18 protein-coding genes are annotated in these 18,524 nt (G+C 72.3%); 7 read left to right on the forward strand and 11 right to left on the reverse strand.

Annotation, left to right across the window (positions count from 1 at the left end; all coding sequences use genetic code 11):
- Nucleotides 1-81 precede the first annotated feature (81 nt).
- Genes BJ975_RS09555 through BJ975_RS09565 form a run of 3 tightly spaced genes read left to right on the forward strand, consistent with a single transcriptional unit; the run spans nt 82 to nt 3,346 of the window.
- The gene (locus tag BJ975_RS09555; RefSeq protein WP_179425276.1) at nt 82-1,683 is read left to right on the forward strand and encodes a sensor histidine kinase; all 1,602 of its coding nucleotides are present in this window, start codon (nt 82-84) and stop codon (nt 1,681-1,683) included.
- Nucleotides 1,680-2,342: a response regulator gene (locus BJ975_RS09560; RefSeq protein WP_179425278.1), complete on the forward strand. Its 663-nt coding sequence runs from the start codon at nt 1,680-1,682 to the stop codon at nt 2,340-2,342. Before BJ975_RS09555 ends, BJ975_RS09560 begins: the two co-directional genes overlap by 4 nt.
- A gap of 47 nt (nt 2,343-2,389) precedes the next feature.
- Entirely contained in the window at nt 2,390-3,346 is a 957-nt protein-coding gene (locus BJ975_RS09565; protein ID WP_179425280.1) for a DUF2804 domain-containing protein, read from the forward strand.
- A gap of 87 nt (nt 3,347-3,433) precedes the next feature.
- On the opposite strand, the gene argH is transcribed toward BJ975_RS09565, so the two are convergent.
- From argH to argG, 8 genes are all read right to left on the reverse strand, one after another.
- A complete protein-coding gene (argH, locus tag BJ975_RS09570; RefSeq protein WP_179425282.1) occupies nt 3,434-4,885 on the reverse strand; it encodes an argininosuccinate lyase in 1,452 nt (483 codons plus the stop codon).
- Nucleotides 4,878-5,387 carry an arginine repressor gene (locus tag BJ975_RS09575; RefSeq protein ID WP_179425284.1) on the reverse strand — a complete coding sequence of 170 codons (510 nt, stop codon included), beginning with the start codon at nt 5,385-5,387 and terminating at the stop codon, nt 4,878-4,880. The genes argH and BJ975_RS09575 overlap by 8 nt, the downstream gene beginning before the upstream one ends.
- Nucleotides 5,384-6,307 carry an ornithine carbamoyltransferase gene (argF, locus tag BJ975_RS09580; RefSeq protein ID WP_179425286.1) on the reverse strand — a complete coding sequence of 308 codons (924 nt, stop codon included), beginning with the start codon at nt 6,305-6,307 and terminating at the stop codon, nt 5,384-5,386. The genes BJ975_RS09575 and argF overlap by 4 nt, the downstream gene beginning before the upstream one ends.
- A gap of 76 nt (nt 6,308-6,383) precedes the next feature.
- Nucleotides 6,384-7,598, reverse strand: a complete 1,215-nt coding sequence (locus BJ975_RS09585) for an acetylornithine transaminase (protein ID WP_395487214.1) — start codon at nt 7,596-7,598, stop codon at nt 6,384-6,386.
- Nucleotides 7,595-8,557 carry an acetylglutamate kinase gene (argB, locus tag BJ975_RS09590; RefSeq protein WP_179425288.1) on the reverse strand — a complete coding sequence of 321 codons (963 nt, stop codon included), beginning with the start codon at nt 8,555-8,557 and terminating at the stop codon, nt 7,595-7,597. Before argB ends, BJ975_RS09585 begins: the two co-directional genes overlap by 4 nt.
- A gap of 10 nt (nt 8,558-8,567) precedes the next feature.
- Complete coding sequence (gene argJ / locus BJ975_RS09595; RefSeq protein WP_179425290.1) at nt 8,568-9,734, reverse strand: bifunctional glutamate N-acetyltransferase/amino-acid acetyltransferase ArgJ; 1,167 nt, start codon at nt 9,732-9,734, stop codon at nt 8,568-8,570.
- Nucleotides 9,731-10,771 carry an N-acetyl-gamma-glutamyl-phosphate reductase gene (gene argC / locus BJ975_RS09600; protein WP_179425292.1) on the reverse strand — a complete coding sequence of 347 codons (1,041 nt, stop codon included), beginning with the start codon at nt 10,769-10,771 and terminating at the stop codon, nt 9,731-9,733. The genes argJ and argC overlap by 4 nt, the downstream gene beginning before the upstream one ends.
- A 5-nt stretch (nt 10,772-10,776) precedes the next feature.
- On the reverse strand, nt 10,777-12,207 hold the full coding sequence (gene argG, locus BJ975_RS09605; protein ID WP_179425294.1) for an argininosuccinate synthase: 1,431 nt from the start codon (nt 12,205-12,207) through the stop codon (nt 10,777-10,779).
- Nucleotides 12,208-12,278: 71 nt separating this feature from the next.
- Between argG and BJ975_RS09610 the strand changes: the two genes are divergently transcribed.
- Both BJ975_RS09610 and BJ975_RS09615 read left to right on the forward strand, forming a co-directional pair.
- The gene (locus tag BJ975_RS09610; protein ID WP_218845817.1) at nt 12,279-14,060 is read left to right on the forward strand and encodes a DUF2207 domain-containing protein; all 1,782 of its coding nucleotides are present in this window, start codon (nt 12,279-12,281) and stop codon (nt 14,058-14,060) included.
- A gap of 64 nt (nt 14,061-14,124) precedes the next feature.
- Nucleotides 14,125-14,682, forward strand: coding sequence for a LemA family protein (locus tag BJ975_RS09615; protein WP_179425296.1), 558 nt, complete (start codon nt 14,125-14,127; stop codon nt 14,680-14,682).
- A gap of 84 nt (nt 14,683-14,766) precedes the next feature.
- Here the strand turns inward: BJ975_RS09615 and BJ975_RS09620 are convergent, their stop codons facing one another.
- From BJ975_RS09620 to BJ975_RS09630, 3 genes are read right to left on the reverse strand one after another with little or no spacing between them, the layout of a single operon-like run.
- A complete protein-coding gene (locus BJ975_RS09620) occupies nt 14,767-15,861 on the reverse strand; it encodes a branched-chain amino acid aminotransferase (protein WP_179425298.1) in 1,095 nt (364 codons plus the stop codon).
- 41 nt (nt 15,862-15,902) lie between these two features.
- Complete coding sequence (locus BJ975_RS09625) at nt 15,903-16,961, reverse strand: 3-isopropylmalate dehydrogenase (RefSeq protein WP_179425300.1); 1,059 nt, start codon at nt 16,959-16,961, stop codon at nt 15,903-15,905.
- Between the two features lie 59 nt (nt 16,962-17,020).
- Nucleotides 17,021-17,242: a hypothetical protein gene (locus tag BJ975_RS09630; RefSeq protein ID WP_179425302.1), complete on the reverse strand. Its 222-nt coding sequence runs from the start codon at nt 17,240-17,242 to the stop codon at nt 17,021-17,023.
- 202 nt (nt 17,243-17,444) lie between these two features.
- Between BJ975_RS09630 and BJ975_RS09635 the strand changes: the two genes are divergently transcribed.
- Both BJ975_RS09635 and BJ975_RS09640 read left to right on the forward strand, forming a co-directional pair.
- Entirely contained in the window at nt 17,445-18,008 is a 564-nt protein-coding gene (locus tag BJ975_RS09635) for an O-methyltransferase (protein WP_179425304.1), read from the forward strand.
- Nucleotides 18,009-18,089: 81 nt separating this feature from the next.
- Nucleotides 18,090-18,524, forward strand: a complete 435-nt coding sequence (locus tag BJ975_RS09640; protein ID WP_179425306.1) for an aromatic ring-opening dioxygenase LigA — start codon at nt 18,090-18,092, stop codon at nt 18,522-18,524.

Below are 18,524 nucleotides of genomic sequence, written 5' to 3' on the forward strand. Positions count from 1 at the left end.
TCGTGCTCCACCCCGATCATGCGGGCCCTTGTGGCGTGGGTCACGATTGCGGAATCAAAGGAGGTTCTGGTCATTGTGGTCATGCGGAACGTGTCGCCCGGACGGCGCCGGCTGACGCTCGCCGGGCAGGTGCTGCTGCTGCAGCTGGCGGTCGTCGCCGCCGTGCTGCTCGTCGTGGCGGTGATCTCGTTCCGGCAGAGCACGGCGGCCTTCACCGACGAGCGCGGCAGCGCGATGCGGTCGGTCGCGGAGTACCTCGCGGGCGGCGAGGTCGTCCGCACCGCGATCGACGAGCCCTCCGCCACCCGGACGCTCGCGCCGTTCGTCGAGCGGGCCGTCGCGCTGTCGGGCGCCACCGACGTGCTGGTGACCGACCCCGACGGCACCGTGATCGCCGCGGCCGAGCCGTCGGAGGTGGGCACCACGCTCGACCTCGGCGAGAGCCGCGTGCGCGAGGGACGCGGCTGGAGCGGCGACGTCGAGCACGACGGCCGGACCTACGTGACGGCGCACGCGCCCGTGATCGCCGACGACGGCACGCTCGTGGGCATCGCGGTCGCCGAGCAGGCCTACCCGTCGTGGTGGGACCGGATCGCGGACTCCTCCACCGACCTCGCGCCGTACCTCGGTCTCGGGGCCTTGCTGGGCGGACTCGGCACGTGGGCCGTCTCGCGGCTGCTGAAGCGTCGCACCCGCGGCCTCGCCGGCGACGAGATCGCCACGCTCGCCGACCACCGCTACGCCCTGCTGCACAGCATCCGCGAGGGCGTCGTCGCCGTGGACAACTCCGGCGTCGTGACCGTCATGAACGACGCCGCACGGCGGCTGCTCGGCGTCACGGGAGACCCGGTCGGGCAGCCGCTCGACGCGCTGGGACTCGACGCCGCGCTGACCGAGGTGATCGGGGGCGACGCCGAGACCCGCGACGCCGTCGTCCTCACGGGCGACCGGGTGCTGGTGGTCAACCGGCGCGCGGCGTCCAGCCGGGGCCTGGGCATCGGCGGCGTCACGACGATGCGCGACCGCACCGACGTCGTCGAGGTCGAGCAGCAGCTCAGCTCGAACCTCTCGATCACCGATGCGCTGCGCGCCCAGACGCACGAGTTCGCGAACCGTCTCCACACGATCTCCGGCCTCGTCGAGCTGGGCGAGTACGACGAGCTGGCGAGCCTGCTGGGCACGCTGACGCGCGAGCGGGCGGTGCTGGACGCGAGTCTGCGCGACGCGGTGCGCGACCCGGCCGTCGCCGCACTGCTGGCCGCCAAGGTCAGCCAGGCGGCCGAGGCCGGACTGGACCTGCGGATCCACCCGTCCTCGCACGTGCCAGCCCTGGAGCCGGACCTGGCCGCCGACCTCACCACCGTGCTGGGCAACCTCGTCGACAACGCCGTGGACGCCTGCCGCGGCGGCGCCGGGCGCGAGGTGGCCGTCCGCCTGACCGAGATCGATGGCACGATCGAGGTCGTGGTGAGCGACGACGGACCCGGCGTGCCGGACGAGATCGCCGGATCGATCTTCTCGCGCGGCTTCTCGACGAAGCCCGAGGTCCTCGGCGGCCGCGGCATCGGGCTGCCGCTCGTGCGCCTCATCGCCACGCGTCGCGGGGGCTCGGCCACCCTCGACCCCGGCGGGCCGGGCGCCACGTTCCGGGTGCGTCTCCCCCTCGTGGGCGGCGCCGCATGATCCGCGTGCTCGTCGTCGACGACGACTTCATGGTGGCGCGGATCCACCAGCGGTTCGTCGAGCGCACCGACGGGTTCGAGATCGCCGGGACCGCCGGCACGGGAGCGGACGCGCTGAGCGCGGTGGCCGAGCTCCGCCCCGACCTGGTGCTGCTCGACGTCCACCTGCCCGACATGGACGGCATCGAGGTGCTGCGCGCGCTGCGCGCCTCGGGGCACGAGGTCGGCGTCATCATGGTCACCGCCGAGCGCGACGCCGACGTGGTCCGCGCGGCGCTGCTGGGTGGCGCGCAGCAGTACCTCGTGAAGCCGTTCGAGTACCCCGAGCTGGCCGACCGCCTGCGCGCCGTCGCGAAGTCGATCCGGTCGCTGCACACCGAGTCCGAGCCGGACCAGTCGGCGATCGACCGGGCGTTCGGCGGTGGGCCGGGCGGTCCGGCGCCGCTGGCGAAGGGCCTGAGCGCCGAGACGGCGGCGTCGGTGCTGGCTGCGCTGGAGGGTGCGGGCGAGGTCTCGGCGGCCGAGGCCGCCGAGCTGATCGGGCTCTCGAGGGTCAGCGCGCGGCGCTACCTCGAGCACTTCGTGAGCACCGGTCGCGCCACCGTCAGGCTCCGCTACGGCACCGCCGGACGGCCCGAGCGGCGCTACCTCCTCGACTGAACGGAGTCCCGCTCCCGGCCCGCCCTGCTGCCCCTAGGCTTCGGGGCATGTCCGAGATCGCCGAGCCCGTCGACCTCGCCGTCGGCCGCCGCCTCAACCCCGACGCCGTCGGCTGGACGCGACGCCCGCTGCACCGCACGGCCCTGCCCTGGACCGGCCGGGCGAAGCGCTGGGAGTACTGGGGCATCGTCACCCGCCGGTTCGTGCTGGGCCTGACGATCGCCGACCTCGACTACGCGAACCTCACGCAGGTCTACGCGTATGACCGGCTGCGCCGGCACGAGGTCAGCCTCGACACGACGAAGCTTGGGCCGCTGCGCCCGGGCCTGTCCGACGACCTCCCGCCGATCACCGTGTCGAGCGGACCGCTGACCTTCGCCGACCACGGCCGGGGCACGCGCATCAGCGTGCAATCCGAGCGGGTCACGGTCGCGTTGGAGGCCGAGGGCGGCGACGACGCGCTCGGGGTGGTCGTGCCGTGGAGCCCGCGGCGATTCCAGTACACGCTGAAGGACCCCGCCCGGCCGCTGAGCGGCACGATCGAGGTCGACGGCGAGCGCGAGGCCGTCGTGGCCGGCTGGGGCGTCCTCGACCGCGGCCGCGGCGTCTGGCCCTACCGGATGACCTGGAACTGGGGTGCCGGGAGCGGCGACGTGGGCGGCCGGCGCCTGGGCCTGCAGCTCGGTGGGAAGTGGACCGACGGGACCGGCCAGACCGAGAACGGCCTGTTCGTCGACGGCCGCCTGCACCACTGGATCGACGACCTCCAGTGGTCGTACGACCTCGAGGACCCCGCATCGCCGTGGACCGTCACCGGACCCGACGTCGAGGCCACCCTGACGCCGTTCCACCGCCGCGTCGCCACGACCCAGCTGGGCGTGATCGCGTCGCGCACCCTCCAGGCCTTCGGCCGCTGGTCGGGCTGGGCCCGCGGAGGCAAGGGCGTGGAGCACCGGCTCGACGGCCTGGTCGGCTGGGCCGAGGAGGCGCGCAACCGCTGGTGAGCGGACCGTGCGGGGTTTTCCGTCACGATGCGGGGAAGTTTCCCCGCAAGGTGAGGGATTCCCCTGTCAACAGGGGATCCTCCACCCTCAGAGCCGCGAGCGGAGCTCCGCGAGCTGCTCGGTGACGCGGGCCTGGGCGGTGCCGCCGCGGCCGTCGCGCGAGGCGATCGAGCCGGCGAGCGTCAGCACCTCGCGCACTCCCCCGGGCTCGGACGCGCCCGACAGGTGCGGCGAGATCTGCGCGAAGTCCTCGTCGCTGAGGTCCCACAGCTCGATGCCGCGCTCCTCGCACGCACGGACGCACGCGCCCGAGAGCTCGTGCGCGACGCGGAACGGCACGCCCTGGCGGACGAGCCACTCGGCCACGTCGGTGGCCAGCGCGAAGCCCTGCGGCGCGAGCTCGGCCATCCGCGTGGTGTTGAACTCGAGCGTGGCCACCATGCCGGTGAACGCGGGCAGCAGGACCTCGAGCGTGTCGATCGAGTCGAAGACCGGCTCCTTGTCCTCCTGCAGGTCGCGGTTGTAGGCCAGCGGCAGCGCCTTGAGCGTGGCCAGCAGGCCCGACACGTTGCCGATCAGGCGGCCGGCCTTGCCGCGGGCGAGCTCGGCGATGTCGGGGTTCTTCTTCTGCGGCATGATGCTCGACCCGGTGGAGTACCCGTCGTGCAGCGTGACGAAGTCGAACTCCTTCGTGTTCCACAGGATGATCTCCTCGGCGAGCCGGGAGACGTCGACGCCGATCTGCGCCGCCACGAAGGCGAACTCGGCGACGAAGTCGCGCGCCGCCGTGCCGTCGATCGAGTTCGCGGCCGAGCCGGTGAAGCCGAGGTCGGCCGCGACCGCCTCGGGGTCGAGGCCCAGCGAGGAGCCCGCGAGCGCGCCCGAGCCGTAGGGCGACTCGGAGCCGACGCGGGCGTCCCATTCGCGCAGTCGGTCGAGGTCGCGCACGAGCGGCCAGGCGTGGGCCAGCAGGTGGTGCGAGAGGAGGACGGGCTGGGCGTGCTGGAGGTGTGTGCGGCCGGGCATCGGCGCGCCGAGGTGGCGCTCGGCCTGCCCGGCGATGGCCTCGACGAGCTCGCGCACGAGCGAGGCGACCTGGCGCGCGTGGTCGCGCAGGTAGGCGCGGAAGAGCGTGGCGACCTGGTCGTTGCGCGAGCGGCCGGCCCGCAGCCGGCCCCCGAGGTCGGCGCCGAGGCGCTCCATCAGGCCTCGCTCGAGCGCGGAGTGGACGTCCTCGTCGCCCGGCTCGGGGCGGAAGGCGCCCGAGCGGACGTCGCCGTCGAGCGACGCGATGCCGTCCATCATGGCCGCGAGGTCGTCGTCGGTCAGCAGGCCCGCGGAGTGCAGCACGCGCGCGTGGGCGCGCGAGCCGGCCAGGTCGTAGGGCGCGAGCCGCCAGTCGAAGTGCGTCGAGCGCGAGAGCTCGGTCAGCTCGGGCGAGGGGCCGGACGCGAAGCGCCCGCCCCAGAGTCGCGAGTCGGCGGCCTCGACGTCGGTGGAGCCGGGCACGGCGGGCGTGAGGTCGGAGGAGTCAGTCATCGGTGGGCACCTTACGGGCGAGGGAGTTCAGGTGGGCGGCGAGGGCCTCGCCGCCGGCCGGGTCGCGCGAGATCAGCATGACCGTGTCGTCGCCGGCGATCGTGCCGAGCGTCTCGCTCATCTGCACGTGGTCGATCGCGGAGGCCAGGAACTGCGCGGCACCGGGCGGGGTGCGCAGCACCACGAGGTTCGCGGACGACTGCGCCGAGACGAGCAGCTCGCGCAGCAGGCGCTGGAGCCGGACCTGCGCCGCGAACGAGTCGGAGGCGGCCCGGGCGCTACGGTCGCCGCCCTCGGCCGGAACCGCGTACACGAGGCTGCCGTCGCCCTGGCGGACGCGGACGGCGTCGAGCTCGTCGAGGTCGCGCGACACCGTGGACGCCGTCGCGGTGACCCCGCGCTCGCGCAGCAGGTCGACGAGCTCGCCCTGCGACCGCACGTCGCACGTGCCGAGCAGGTCGACGATGAGCGCTTGGCGGGACGCCTTGGTGCCGGGGATCATGACCGTTCCAGCAGCCAGGTCAGGACCGCCTTCTGGGCGTGGACGCGGTTCTCGGCCTCGTCCCACACCACGGACTGCGGTCCGTCGATGACGTCGGCGGCGATCTCGAGCCCCCGGTACGCCGGGAGGCAGTGGAGCACGATCGCCTCGGGGTCGGCCTTGGCCATGAGGTCCGCGGTGACCGAGTAGGCGCCGAACAGCGCGACGCGCTCGGCCTTCTCGTCCTCCTGCCCCATCGAGACCCACGTGTCGGTGATGACGACGTCGGCTCCGGCCACGGCGGCGGCCGGGTCGGCAGTGACCGCGACGGAGCCGCCCGTGCCGGCGGCGATCCGCTCGGCGTCGGCGACGATCGCGGGATCGGGCTGAAAGCCCTCCGGTGCGCCGACGCGGACGTGCATGCCCGCCGTGGCGCCGCCGAGGAGGTACGAGTGGCCCATGTTGTTGGCCCCGTCGCCCACGTAGGCGACCGTGAGCCCGGCGAGCGCGCCCTTGTGCTCGATCACCGTCAGCCAGTCCGCGAGGATCTGGCACGGGTGGAAGTCGTCCGAGAGCGCGTTGACCACCGGGACGCCCGCGTGCTCGGCCATCTGCTCGAGGCCGTCCTGGGCGTAGGTGCGCCACACGACGGCGCTGGCCATGCGGCCCAGGACGCGCGCCGTGTCGGCGATCGGCTCGCCGCGACCCACCTGCGTGACGCCCGTGTCCATCACCACGGCGTTGCCGCCGAGGTCGGCGATGCCCACCGCGAACGACACGCGCGTGCGGGTGGACGACTTGTCGAACAGCACGACCACCGACTGGGGTCCCGCGAGCGGGCGGCGCGAGTACGGCTCGGCCTTCAGCTCGGCGGCGAGCGCCAGCACTTCAGCCTGTTCTTCGGGAGTCAGGTCGTCGTCCCGCAGGAAGTGCCGGGTCATGATCCCACCTCCGTGGAAAGTGCAGGGTACGTCGGCGGCACCATGCCCGTGCCGATGCTCGCTCGCTGGCGCTCGCTCATGAGAGCACCTCGTCGAGGATCGCGCCGAGGGTGGACACGGCGTGGGCGGCCTCGTCCTCGGTCAGCACGAGCGGCGGCGCGAGGCGCAGCCGGTCGGGCGTGGGGGCGTTCACGATGAGCCCGGCGTCGAGCGCGGCCTTCTGCACGTCGGCCGCGCGCGGCTCGCTGAGCACGACGCCCCGCAGCAGGCCTCGACCCGTGACGCCCTCGACCCGCGCGTGGCGGGTGAGGCCGTCGGCGAGCTGGTCGCCGCGCGCCTGCGTGGCCGCGAGCAGGCCCTGCGACTCGATCGTGGAGATGACGGCGAGGCCGGCGGCGGTCGCGACCGGGTTGCCGCCGAACGTGGTGCCGTGGTTGCCCGGGCCGAGCAGCGTGGCGGCCTCCCCGAGCGCGACGCACGCACCGATCGGGATGCCGCCGCCGAGGCCCTTGGCGAAGGTCACCAGGTCGGGCGTGACGCCCGACGGCGTGTGCCCGAACCAGTCGCCGGTGCGGCCGATGCCGGTCTGGACTTCGTCGAGCCACAGGAGCGCGCCGTGCTCGGACGTGATCCGGCGGGCGGCCGCGAGGTAGTCCTCCGGCGGCACGATGACGCCGGCCTCCCCCTGGATGGGCTCGAGGATCACGGCGGCCACGGTCTCGTCGACGGCCGCGGCCAGTGCCTCGGCGTCGCCGAACGGCACCCAACGGACGTCGCCCGGCAGCGGCTCGAACGGCTCGCGGTAGGCGGCCTTCGAGGTCAGCGCGAGCGCGCCCATCGAGCGGCCGTGGAACGAGCCCTCGGCAGCGACGACCGTGGTGCGGCCCGTGCGGCGGGTGGCCTTGAACGCGGCCTCGTTGGCCTCGGTGCCCGAGTTCGCGAAGAAGACGCGGCCGTCGGAGCCGAGCAGCTCGAGCAGCTTCTCGGCGAGCTCGATCTGGGGCGCCGACGCGAAGAAGTTGCTGATGTGGCCGAGCGTCTGCAGCTGCTGCGCGACGGCCTCGAGGATCGCGGGGTGCCCGTGGCCGAGCACGTTGACGGCGATGCCGCCGAGCAGGTCGAGGTAGCGGTTGCCGTCGGCGTCCCACACGTGGGAGCCCTCGCCGCGCACGAGCACGCGCTGCGGGTCGCCGAACGTGTTCATCACCGCGCCGCGGTAGCGCTCGGTCCACTCGGCGCCGCCGAGCCGGGGCTCGCGGCCGTGGATCACGACTCCTTCAGGAAGACTCACGACTTCTCCTTCGCACTGGTCGTGTACATCGCGGTGCGGATCTTGGTCCGTGCGCCGGCGAGCACCTGGGTGCCGACGCCCTCGTCGGTGAAGATCTCCAGCAGCACGGCGTGCTCCTCGCGACCGTCGACGACGGTGGCGCGCTTGACGCCGCCACGGACGGCGTTGAGGCACGCGGTCATCTTGGGGATCATGCCGCTGGCCAGCTCGGGCAGGATCGCCTCGAGCGACTCGGGGCTGATCTCGCCGATGACGTCACTGCTGTTCGGCCAGTCGGCGTAGAGGCCCTCGACGTCGGTGAGGACCAGCAGCTTCTCGGCCCCGAGCGCCACGGCGAGGGCCGAGGCGGCCGTGTCGGCGTTGACGTTGAGCACCTGGCCGTCGGCGTCGGGCGCGACGGTGGAGACCACCGGGATGCGACCGGCGTCGATGAGGTCGATGACGGCCTCGGGACGCACCCCGACGACCTCGCCCACGAGGCCCACGTCGACCGGCTCGCCGTCGACGACCGGCTGGGTGCGCTGGGCACGGAACAGGCCGCCGTCCTCACCGGACAGACCGACGGCGAGGTCGCCGTGCTGGTTGAGCAGGCCGACCAGCTCGGGGCCGACCTGGCCCTTGAGCACCATCCGGACGACCTCGACGGCCTCGGGTGTGGTGACCCGCAGGCCGCCGCGGAACTCCGACTCGATCTGGAGGCGGTCGAGCATGGCGCTGATCTGCGGCCCGCCGCCGTGCACCACCACCGGCTTGAAGCCGGCCAGCCGCAGGAAGACGATGTCCTCCGCGAACGCGCGCTTGAGGCGCTCGTCGGTCATGGCGTTGCCGCCGTACTTCACCACGACGATCTTGCCGTGGTAGGCCTTCAGCCACGGCAGGGCGTGCGCCAGCGTGGCCGCCTTCGTGGTGGCGGCCGCCCAGTCCTCGGGCGCCCACTGCTTCATCTCGTTGTCACTCATCGGTGCTTCCTCAGGTCGAGTAGGCGGAGTTCTCGTGGACGTAGGCGTGCGTCAGGTCGTTGGTCCAGATCGTGGCGCTGTGGTCGCCTGCCTTGAGGTCGATCGTGACCGTGACCGAGCGCGGCTCGAGGTCGACCAGGTCGATCGACTCCCCCACGCCGGAGTTGCGGCACACCCACACGTCGTTGACCGCGACGTCGAGGTCGAGCGGGTCGAACTCCGCGGTCGTGGTGCCGGCCGAGGCCAGGATGCGGCCCCAGTTGGGGTCCTTGCCGTAGATCGCCGTCTTGAACAGGTTGCTGCGCGCGACGGACCGGCCGACCTCGAGCGCGTCCTGCTCGCTCGCGGCGTTGACCGTGGTGATCGCGATCTCGTGGTCGGCGCCCTCGGCGTCGGCCAGCAGCTGCAGCGCGAGGTCGCGGCACACGGTGGTGAGCGCCTCGGTGAACGCGGCGACCTCCGGCGCGACGCCCGAGGCACCGGACGCCATCAGCAGCACGGTGTCGTTGGTGGACTGGCAGCCGTCGGAGTCGAGCCGGTCGAACGTCTGGGCCGTGGCGGTCCGCAGGGCGGTGTCGAGCGTGGCCGCGTCGAGGTCGGCGTCGGTCGTGACGACGACGAGCATCGTGGCCAGCGCCGGGGCGAGCATGCCCGCGCCCTTCGCCATGCCGCCGATGACCCAGCCGTCGCCCTGCGCGACGGACTGCTTCATGACGGTGTCGGTGGTCATGATCGCCGTCGCTGCGTCGGCGCCGCCCTCGGGCGAGAGAGCGACGACGGCCGCGTCGACCCCGGCCAGCACCTTGGACTCGTCGAGCAGGCGCCCGATGAGGCCCGTCGAGCAGACCTGGACGTCGATCGCACCGATGCCGAGGTGCTCGGCGACGCGCTCGGCCGTGCGGTGCGTGGCCGCGAATCCCTCGGGTCCCGTGTAGCAGTTGGCGCCGCCGGAGTTGAGCACGATCGAGCGGGCGCTGCCGCCCTTGATCGCCTGCTCGCTCCAGATCACCGGGTGCGCCTTGCAGCGGTTCGAGGTGAACACGGCGGCCGCGGCCGACGACGGACCGTCGTTGACGACGAGCGCGATGTCGGGCTTGCCCGAGTCCTTGAGGCCGGCGGTGACGCCCGCGGCCCGGAAGCCCTGCGCAGCGGTCACGCCCGTGCTGTTCTCGTTCATGGCGCCACTCCGATCGTGGTGAGTCCGGTGGTCTCGGGCAGACCCAGCGCGAGGTTCATCGACTGGACGGCCGCGCCGGCCGTGCCCTTGACGAGGTTGTCGATGGCCGTGACCGTGACGAGGCGACCCGCGCGCTCGTCGACCGCGACCTGGATCTGGGCCGTGTTGGCGCCCAGCGTGGCGGCCGTGGTGGGCCACTGGCCCTCGGGCAGCAGGTGCAGGAACGGCTCGTCGCCGTACGCGTCCTCGTAGGCGGCGCGCACCTGCGCCTCGTCGATGCCCTCGGCCAGCCGCGCGGTGGCGGTGGCCAGGATGCCCCGCGCCATCGGCACCAGCGTGGGCGTGAAGGAGATCGTCACCTCGGGCGCGCCGGCCTTGGTGAGGTTCTGCGCGATCTCGGGAATGTGGCGGTGGCTGCCGCCGACCGCGTACGGCAGCGCGGCGCCCAGGCCCTCGGACGCCAGCAGGTGCGTCTTGAGCGACTTGCCCGCGCCGGAGTACCCGTTCGCCAGCACGGCGACGAGGTCGGTGGTCTCGACCAGACCCGCGGCGACCGCCGGCTGCAGGCCCAGCGTCACGGCGGTGACGTTGCAGCCCGGCACGGCGACGCGCCGCGCGCCGGCCAGCGCCGCGCGCTGACGCGAGGAGCCCGTGATGAGCTCGGGCATGCCGTACGGCCAGGTGCCCGCGTGCTCGCCGCCGTAGTAGTCGGCCCAGTCCTGCGAGCTCTCGAGCCGGTGGTCGGCCCCGCAGTCGATCACGAGGACGTCGTCGGGCAGCTGCGCGGCGACGGCGCCCGACGCGCCGTGCGGCAGCGCCAGGAACACGACGTCGTGTCCGGCGAGGGTCTCGGGGGTGGTCTCGGCGACGATCCGGTCGGCCAGCGGGAGCAGGTGGGGCTGGTGCTGGCCGAACCGAGAGCCCGCGGTGGACGCCGCGGTCAGCGCGCCCACCTCGACCTCGGGGTGCGACAGCAGCAGCCGCAGCACTTCTCCGCCGGCGTACCCGGTGGCACCGGTGACGGCGACCTTGATCATGGCGATCAGTCCGTCCCGAACTCCATGGCGGCGGCCTCGAGAGCCACCTCCTCGTCGCCCTCGACCGAGGGGTTCGCCTCGATCCGCATGGCTCCACCGGCAGGCAGATCGCCGAACAGCGTGCCGTTCTCGACCAGGACCTGGCCCTGGTCGAGCGGCTGCGAGGCGTACATCTCGAGCTTGGCGCGCGAGTCGGCGATGTCGAGATTGCGCATCGTGAGCTGGCCGATCCGGTCGGTGGGTCCGAAGACAGCGTTCTCGGTGCGCTCCATCGAGAGCTTCTCGGGGTGGTAGGAGAAGTGCGAGCCCTGGGTGTCGAGGATCGAGTAGTCCTCGCCCCGCCGCAGCCGCAGCGTGACCGAGCCGTGCACGAGCGACGCGATCCAGCGCTGGATCGACTCGCGCAGCATCATCGCCTGCGGGTCGAGCCACCGGCCCTCGTACATCAGCCGGCCGAGGCGGCGGCCGTGCGCGTGGTAGTTCGCGATGGTGTCCTCGTTGTGCACCGCGTTGACCAGCCGCTCGTAGGCGATCCACAGCAGCGCCATGCCCGGCGCCTCGTAGATGCCCCGGCTCTTGGCCTCGATGATGCGGTTCTCGATCTGGTCGGACATGCCCAGTCCGTGCCGGCCGCCGATCACGTTGGCCTCGTGGACGAGCGCGACCGGGTCGTCGAACCGGGTGCCGTTGATGGCGACGGGGCGACCCTCCTCGAACGAGATCGTGACGTCCTCGGCGTCGATGTCCACCGACGGGTCCCAGAACTTCACGCCCATGATCGGGTCGACGGTCTCCAGCGAGACGTCGAGGTGCTCCAGCGTCTTGGCCTCGTGCGTGGCGCCCCAGATGTTGGCGTCGGTCGAGTACGCCTTCTCCTGGCTGTCCCGGTACGGCAGGCCGTGCTCGACGAGCCACTGGCTCATCTCGGTGCGGCCGCCCAGCTCGTGGACGAAGTCGGCGTCGAGCCACGGCTTGTAGACGCGCAGCTCGGGGTTGGCCAGCAGGCCGTAGCGGTAGAACCGCTCGATGTCGTTGCCCTTGAAGGTCGAGCCGTCGCCCCAGATGTTGACGCCGTCCTCGTGCATCGCGCGCACGAGCAGCGTGCCGGTGACGGCGCGGCCCAGCGGGGTGGTGTTGAAGTAGGTGCGGCCCGCCGACTTGATGTGGAAGGCGCCGCACGCGAGGGCGGCCAGGCCCTCGTCGACGAGGGGGCGCTTGCAGTCGATGGCCCGGGCCAGCTCGGCGCCGTACTCCATCGCGCGTCCGGGGACGCCGGAGATGTCCGGCTCGTCGTACTGGCCGAGGTCGGCGGTGTACGTGCAGGGCACGGCGCCCTTGTCGCGCATCCAGGCGACGGCGACGGACGTGTCGAGTCCGCCGGAGAAGGCGATGCCGACGCGCTCGCCGACGGGAAGAGTGGTGAGGACCTTGGACATGGGGAACATTCTTGCACAGCACTGCAAGACTTTGCATTCGGGGTGGGGTCCGCTCCGCCTAGTATCCCGCCATGGCCCGTCTCGTGCTCCGGTTGGTCACCGCGGTGATCCTCGCCGGACTGCTGCTCGTCCCCGCGCTCGCGACGATGGGAGGCTCCTCCAGCACCGGTGTCGCCGATCCCGTGACGATCACGTCGTACCGCGCGACGTACGACGTCGACGCGGACGGCACCCTGCACGCGAGCGAGACCATCACCGCCGACTTCCCGTGGGGACGCCACGGCATCTTCCGCTACTGGGACCGCTCGGACCAGGGCGACCACACCGTCCGGTACCACCCGAAGGACGTGCGCATCCGCCTCGACGGCGAGCCCGTGCCCGTCAGCCGCTCCTGGGAGCAGGGCCGGCGCTTCCGCGTGGCCAAGATCGGCGACCCGAACACCTACCTGGCGGCCGGCACCCACACCTACACGATCGACTACCGGATCGACGGCGTGCTGGGTCCGAATCCCGAGAGCCTGGCCGACTCGAGCGCCAGCTGGACCGGCGGCGAGTCCGACCGCGCCGAGCTCGTCTGGCAGGTCGTGGCCGCGGGCTGGAGCATGCCGATCAGCGTGGCCGACCTGCGCGTCTCCCTGCCGCAGCCGACCGACCGCCTGGAGTGCTCGATCGGCGACGGGCGCCCGTGCACCGTCGAGGGCGAGGGCTCCCGCGAGCTGCGCATCACGGCCACCGACCTCGCGCCCCACACCGCCGTGGTGGTGCGCGCCGCGATGGACTCCCCCGCCCCCGACCGCGCGCACGTCCCCTGGTCGATCGGCTGGGACCGGATGCTGGGCTCGTCGCTGCCCGCCCTCGCCGTCGTCGTGCTGATCTCCGCGGTCGCCCTGCTCGTGGGCTACCTCCTGGAGCGCACCACGCGGGAGCGCGTGCCCGGCCTCCCCGTGCTGTTCGAACCGCCCGAAGGACTCGGTCCGGTGCAGACGGCCTACGTCACCGACGAGCGGGTGCCCCGCCACGCCCTGACCGCCACGCTGCTGCACCTGGCCGAGCAGCAGCACGTCGACCTGCGGCAGCACGGCAAGGACTGGACCGTCACGAGCCACGTCGACCCCGCCACGTGGGACCGCCTCGACCCGGTCGCCCGCGAGGTCGTCTCCGGGCTCGACCTGCGCGGCGAGGGCCGCACGTTCACGGCCGACGGCTCGATCGAGTCGGGCAAGCGCCTGTCCGCGGTGAAGACCGCACTGCCCGGCGTCGCCCGGGCCTGGGGCACCACCAGCCGCACCGTCGTCCCGGCCTCGCACGAGTGGCTGTGGCGCGCGCTCCTCGTGGTCGCGATCGGCGTGGTGATCGGCGGCACGTTCGTCGGGGTCACCGGCCTCTACCTGATGCCCTTCGCCGCCTTCGCGATCGGCTCGGTCGGCGTGCTGATGCCCGGTGTCGGCCGGCGCCGCACCCGCGAGGGCCGCGAGCTGTGGTCGCGCGCCGGTGGCTTCGAGCGCTTCCTCAGCACCGACGCGGCGAAGGACCGGTTCGACTTCAGCGGCCGCGAGGACCTCTACACCGCCTTCATCCCCTACGCGGTCGCCTTCGGCGTCGCCGACCTGTGGGCCCGCAAGTACGAGACCGCCACGGGCCTGCCCGCACCCGTCCCGGTCTGGTACGGCGGCACGACGGGCGGCGGCACCGTCGGCGCCAGCGGCGCGGCCGCCTTCAGCAGCTTCGAGAGCGCGCTCTCCAGCTCGATCGGCGCCTACACCGCGAGCGTCTCCTCCTCCTCGAGCGGGGGCGGTGGGGGCGGCGGCTTCAGCGGCGGTGGAGGCGGCGGAGGCGGGGGCGGCTCGTGGTGAACCCCTCGGCCCCGGCGCCGCGCCCCACTAGAGTTTCGACCAGTTCCCGTACCTGGAGGTTCCCGTGCTGATCTGGATCATCGTCGCGATCGTCGTCGCCCTCGTGCTGTTCGGGGTCGTCGCGTTCAACCGGCTGCGCACGGCCGACATCGCCGCCCAGGAGGCGCTCGGCGGGATCGACGTGCAGCTGACCCGCCGCGCCGACCTCATCCCGAACCTCGTGAACGCCGTGAAGGGCTACGCCGCCCACGAGCGCGGCGTCTTCGAGGAGGTCACGGCCGCGCGCGCCGGCGTCACCGAGGCCGCCCGGTCGGGCTCGGTCGAGCAGCGCGCCGCTGCCGAGGCCCGCCTCGAGCGCGCGCTCGTCGACGTGATGGCCGTCGCCGAGGCGTACCCCGACCTCAAGGCCTCGGCGAACTTCCAGCACCTGCAGACCGAGCTGAGCGACACCGAGGACAAGCTGTCGTTCGCGCGCCAGTACTACAACGACGCCGTGCGGGCGCTCAACCAGCTGGTGCGCACGATCCCGTGGATGTTCTTCACGGGCGTCGCCGGCGTGAAGGAGCGCACCTTCTACGACGCTCCCGCCGGCCAGGACGCTCCTCCCACCGTCCAGTTCTGACCCCGCAACGAGATGTGCTCCCCTTTCGACGTTTGAGCCGGGCTGAAAGGTCGAAAAGGGAGCACATCTCGCGCTCGCCGGAGGTCAGACCGCGCGGGTCATCCAGCCGTGGCGGTCCTCGGCGCGGCCGTACTGGATGTCGACCAGTGCCGAGCGGATGTCGGCCGTGACCTTGCCCGGCTCGCCCTCGGCGCTGACGACCTCGCCACCGTCCCACTTGAGCTTGCCCACCGGAGTGACCACCGCGGCGGTGCCGCAGGCGAAGACCTCGGTGATCGTGCCGTCGGCGACGCCGTCGCGCCAGTCGTCGATCGAGACCTTGCGCTCGATGACGTCGTGGCCCAGGTCCTTGGCGATGGCCAGGATCGAGTCGCGGGTGATGCCCTCGAGGATCGAACCACTGAGCTCGGGCGTGACGATCGATCCGTCGGCGTGCACGAAGTACAGGTTCATGCCGCCGAGCTCCTCGACCCAGCGGTGCTCCACCGAGTCCAGGAAGGCGACCTGCGCGCAGCCGTGCGTCGCGGCCTCCTGCTGGGGCAGCAGGCTGGCGGCGTAGTTGCCGCCGCACTTCGCGGCGCCCGTGCCACCGGCGCCCGCCCGGCTGTACTCGCTGGAGAGCCAGATGTCGACCGGCTTGATGCCCTCGGAGAAGTAGGCGCCGGCGGGCGACGCGATCACCGAGTACGTGACGTGCTGGCTGGGCCGGACGCCCAGGAAGACCTCGGACGCGAACATGAAGGGGCGCAGGTAGAGGCTGCGCTCCTCGCCCGTGGGCACCCACGCGCGGTCGGTCTCGATCAGCGACCGCACCGACCCGATGAACCACTCGACCGGCAGCTCGGGCAGCGCGAGGCGGTGCGCCGAGCGCTGCATCCGGGCCGCGTTGGCCTCGGGACGGAACAGCCACACCGAGCCGTCGGCGTGGGCGTAGGCCTTGAGGCCCTCGAAGATCTCCTGGGCGTAGTGCAGCACCGCCGTGGCCGGGTCGAGCGACAGCGGGCCGTACGGCACGACGCGGGGGTCGTGCCAGTCGCGGTCCGGCGTCCACTCGGTCAGGAACATGTGGTCGGTGAAGTGGTTGCCGAACCCGGGATCGGCGAGGATCTCCGAGCGCTCGGCGTCGCTGCGTGCGTTCGCGTTGGTCTCGATCCGGGGGGTGAACGCAGGGGTGGTCATGGCGGACACGATAGTCCTTTCGGGAGTGGTGGGAGGGGTCGTCAGGCGACCGATACCTCCGCGGCCACGCGCGACGCGATGGCCTCCCCCACCTCCTGCGTGGATCGCGGCTGACCGTCGCGCGCGGCGATGTCGGCCTCGACGGCGGCGGTGATGCGCGCCGCCTCGGCGGCGTGGCCGAGGTGGTCGAGCAGCAGGCCGGCCGAGAGGATCGCGGCGGTCGGGTCGGCCTTGGACTGGCCGGCGATGTCGGGCGCCGAGCCGTGGACCGGCTCGAACATGCTCGGGGCGGTGCGGTCGGGGTTGACGTTGCCGCTCGCGGCCAGGCCGATGCCACCGGTGACGGCGGCGGCCAGGTCGGTGAGGATGTCGCCGAACAGGTTGTCCGTGACGATCACGTCGAAGCGCGCCGGGTCGGTCGCCAGGAAGATCGTGGCGGCGTCGACGTGCAGGTAGTCGACCGTGATGTCGGGGAACTCCGCCGCGACGGCGTCGACCGTGCGGCTCCACAGGTGGCCGGCGTGGACGAGCACGTTGTTCTTGTGCACGAGCGTCAGCTTGCGACGCGGGCGCGCCTGCGCACGGGCGAACGCGTCGCGGACCACACGCTCGACGCCGAAGGCCGTGTTGAGGCTGACCTCGGTGGCGACCTCGTGCGGCGTGCCGACGCGGATCGCGCCGCCGTTGCCGACGTACGGTCCCTCGGTGCCCTCACGGACGACGACGAAGTCGATGTCGCCCGGGTCGGCCAGCGGCGTGGGGACGCCCGGGAACAGCTTCGAGGGACGCAGGTTCACGTAGTGGTCGAGCTCGAACCGCAGCCGCAGCAGCAGTCCGCGCTCCAGCACCCCGGACGGGACCGACGGGTCGCCGACCGCGCCGAGCAGGATCGCGTCGTGCCCGCGGATCTCCTCGAGGACGCTGTCGGGCAGCGTCTCGCCGGTCGCGTGCCAGCGGCGCGCGCCCAGGTCGTAGGCCGTGCGGTCGAACGTGAGTCCGGACCCCTGCGCGACGACGTCGAGAACCTTCAGGGCCTGCTCGGTGACTTCCGGGCCGATGCCGTCGCCGGCGACGACCGCGAGGGAATAGGTGCTGGTCATGAGTCCATCCTAGAACCGTTGATCTCAGATGTTGAAACTCGGGTCTCGCTATCCGGTCGTCAGTTGTCTTCGGGCGTCTCGTCGAAATCGGCGTCGTCGCGCAGGTGCGCGGGTCCCCATTCCATGGCGATGATCGGGTCGAACATGAGTGCTCCTCTGAAGTGGCAGTGGTGGTCGGTGCGGGATCCGACGGGACCGACGACCCTGCGGGGCCACGTGCTGCGACGGGTGACGTCGGTCAGCGTTTCAGAGGAGGAGAACCAGGTCCTGGTCCAGAACATCTGCTGCAGAGTCGTCGAGCCAACGCCGAAACTCCGCGGCAGGTGTGGCCCTAGGAGGTCCTGCCGCGGCAAGCGATGAGTACGAGCTGCTTCCGCATGGCCGCGACTGTACACCAGGGTCCGGGCCGCCGTCTGCACCCCACGCAGATCTCAGCGGGTGAGCCCGGGCGCCTTCGTGCCCGCCACGTGGAACACTGGCCTCATGAGCGCTCCGGCTGAGGTCCCTGATCTGGTCGCCCGCGCCCTGGACCTGTCCCGGCGCCGCGGCTTCATCACCTCCACCCGCAGCGAGACGGGCCGACTGCTGGCGACCTTGGCCGCCTCGCGCCACGGCACCCTCGCCGAGCTCGGCACCGGTTGCGGCGTGGGCTCGGCCTGGCTGTCCAGCGGAGCCCCGAAGGGCGCCCACATCGTCACCGCCGAGCTCGATCCCGGCCTCGCCGAGGACGTGCAGGGCATCTTCCACGACGCCTCGAACGTCGAGGTCACGTGCGGCGACTGGACCGTGCTCGAGCAGTACGCGCCGTTCTCCCTATTGTTCGTGGACGTGCGCGACGTCATGGCCAGCATCGACGTGATGGCCGACCTCCTCGAGCCCGGCGGCATCGCCGTGCTCGACGACTTCGTCCCCTCGGCGTTCTGGCCGCCGATCGTCGACGGCCAGGTCGACACGATCCGCGAGCAGTGGCTCACCGACGAGCGCTTCGCCGCCGTCGAGATGCTGATCGACCCCGACGCCAGCCTCATCATCGCCACGCGCCGCTGACGCGACCGGCACGGGCGAACCCCTCGCCGTCCTACTCTCGGCCCAACGGGTCATCGAGACCCAGACGGAGGAGGAGTCGTCATGTCCGAACCGACCTACGCCCACACCACCAGTCCGCGAGGCGTCCGCACCGTCGGACTGCTGTCGATCATCGCCGGCATCGTCCTCGTCGTGGCCGGGGCCGCCACGTGGTGGGTCGTCACCGACCAGCTGAAGGCCCAGAACATCACCGTCTCCGAGGACGCCGAGTGGTTCGGCGGCAAGCAGGTGAACGGCCCCGTCGACGCCTACTCGCAGGCGCAGGTGATCGACAAGCACGCCCTCGAGGCGACGGGTGGCAAGACCTACGCCGAGCTGGAGCAGGACGACCCCCTGCGCGAGGTCGCGATGAACGCCTCGTTCCTGCGTGCCTCGCTGTTCACGTCGGTGGTCGCCTACGGCGTCGCGCTGTTCGCGGCCGGCATGGGTCTCATGTGGATCCTGATGGGCTGGTCGCTGCGTCGCCTCGCGCCCTGA

Source organism: Aeromicrobium tamlense (genome assembly GCF_013408555.1).
Taxonomy (GTDB): Bacteria; Actinomycetota; Actinomycetes; order Propionibacteriales; family Nocardioidaceae; genus Aeromicrobium; species Aeromicrobium tamlense.

Coding starts and splice junctions, on each gene's coding strand:
- BJ975_RS09555 (WP_179425276.1), top strand. CDS start 82: ATGCGGAACGTGTCGCCCGGACGGCGCCGGCTGACGCTCGCCGGGCAG.
- BJ975_RS09560 (WP_179425278.1), top strand. CDS start 1,680: ATGATCCGCGTGCTCGTCGTCGACGACGACTTCATGGTGGCGCGGATC.
- BJ975_RS09565 (WP_179425280.1), top strand. CDS start 2,390: ATGTCCGAGATCGCCGAGCCCGTCGACCTCGCCGTCGGCCGCCGCCTC.
- argH (WP_179425282.1), bottom strand. CDS start 4,885: ATGACTGACTCCTCCGACCTCACGCCCGCCGTGCCCGGCTCCACCGAC.
- BJ975_RS09575 (WP_179425284.1), bottom strand. CDS start 5,387: ATGATCCCCGGCACCAAGGCGTCCCGCCAAGCGCTCATCGTCGACCTG.
- argF (WP_179425286.1), bottom strand. CDS start 6,307: ATGACCCGGCACTTCCTGCGGGACGACGACCTGACTCCCGAAGAACAG.
- argB (WP_179425288.1), bottom strand. CDS start 8,557: ATGAGTGACAACGAGATGAAGCAGTGGGCGCCCGAGGACTGGGCGGCC.
- argJ (WP_179425290.1), bottom strand. CDS start 9,734: ATGAACGAGAACAGCACGGGCGTGACCGCTGCGCAGGGCTTCCGGGCC.
- argC (WP_179425292.1), bottom strand. CDS start 10,771: ATGATCAAGGTCGCCGTCACCGGTGCCACCGGGTACGCCGGCGGAGAA.
- argG (WP_179425294.1), bottom strand. CDS start 12,207: ATGTCCAAGGTCCTCACCACTCTTCCCGTCGGCGAGCGCGTCGGCATC.
- BJ975_RS09610 (WP_218845817.1), top strand. CDS start 12,279: ATGGCCCGTCTCGTGCTCCGGTTGGTCACCGCGGTGATCCTCGCCGGA.
- BJ975_RS09620 (WP_179425298.1), bottom strand. CDS start 15,861: ATGACCACCCCTGCGTTCACCCCCCGGATCGAGACCAACGCGAACGCA.
- BJ975_RS09625 (WP_179425300.1), bottom strand. CDS start 16,961: ATGACCAGCACCTATTCCCTCGCGGTCGTCGCCGGCGACGGCATCGGC.
- BJ975_RS09630 (WP_179425302.1), bottom strand. CDS start 17,242: ATGTTCTGGACCAGGACCTGGTTCTCCTCCTCTGAAACGCTGACCGAC.
- BJ975_RS09635 (WP_179425304.1), top strand. CDS start 17,445: ATGAGCGCTCCGGCTGAGGTCCCTGATCTGGTCGCCCGCGCCCTGGAC.
- BJ975_RS09640 (WP_179425306.1), top strand. CDS start 18,090: ATGTCCGAACCGACCTACGCCCACACCACCAGTCCGCGAGGCGTCCGC.